The sequence below is a fragment of the Spirochaetota bacterium genome, from assembly GCA_026414805.1.
Classification (GTDB): Bacteria; Spirochaetota; UBA4802; order UBA4802; family UB4802; genus UBA4802.
The window spans coordinates 276-743 of the sequence record JAOAIH010000159.1 but is presented as its reverse complement, the minus strand read 5'-3'; the positions used below and the strand labels follow the sequence as shown (position 1 = coordinate 743).

At 36.3% G+C, this 468-nt stretch carries 1 rRNA gene; it reads left to right on the top strand.

From position 1 onward, the window contains the following. The first annotated feature begins 160 nt into the window (after positions 1 to 160). A 5S ribosomal RNA gene (gene rrf, locus N3F66_15140) occupies positions 161 to 275 on the top strand. The last annotated feature ends 193 nt before the right edge of the window (positions 276 to 468 follow it).

The following is a 468-nucleotide window of genomic DNA, read 5'->3' as shown; positions in this document are numbered from 1 at the left end:
GATACTAATAAACCGAGGGCTTGACCATAAACATTTCCACTGTGATGTTTTTAATGTGCATTATGTATGAGTAAATAGTGAACAGTAAACAGTAAGTAGCAAATACAATACCATTAACTACTCACTTTTTACTACTTACTACTAACTGAAGATAAGTTTGCCTGGTGGTTATGGCGGAGGGGTCACACCTGTTCCCATTCCGAACACAGAAGTTAAGCCCTCCTGCGCCAATGGTACTGCGGCCTAAGCCGTGGGAGAGTAGGGCATCGCCAGGCTTTAATTTTGCTTTTTTTACCCCAAACATTTAAACATGTTTGGGGTTTTTTATTTTAGCCACTAATTTTTTATCCACAAATGCAGGAATATATAGTTATACATATAAGTAAATTAGTATAAGTTAATCATGGATATTGCTTATACGCTTGTTATATTAAAGTACAGAAAGGAAGGTAGGAATGAATAACAAAC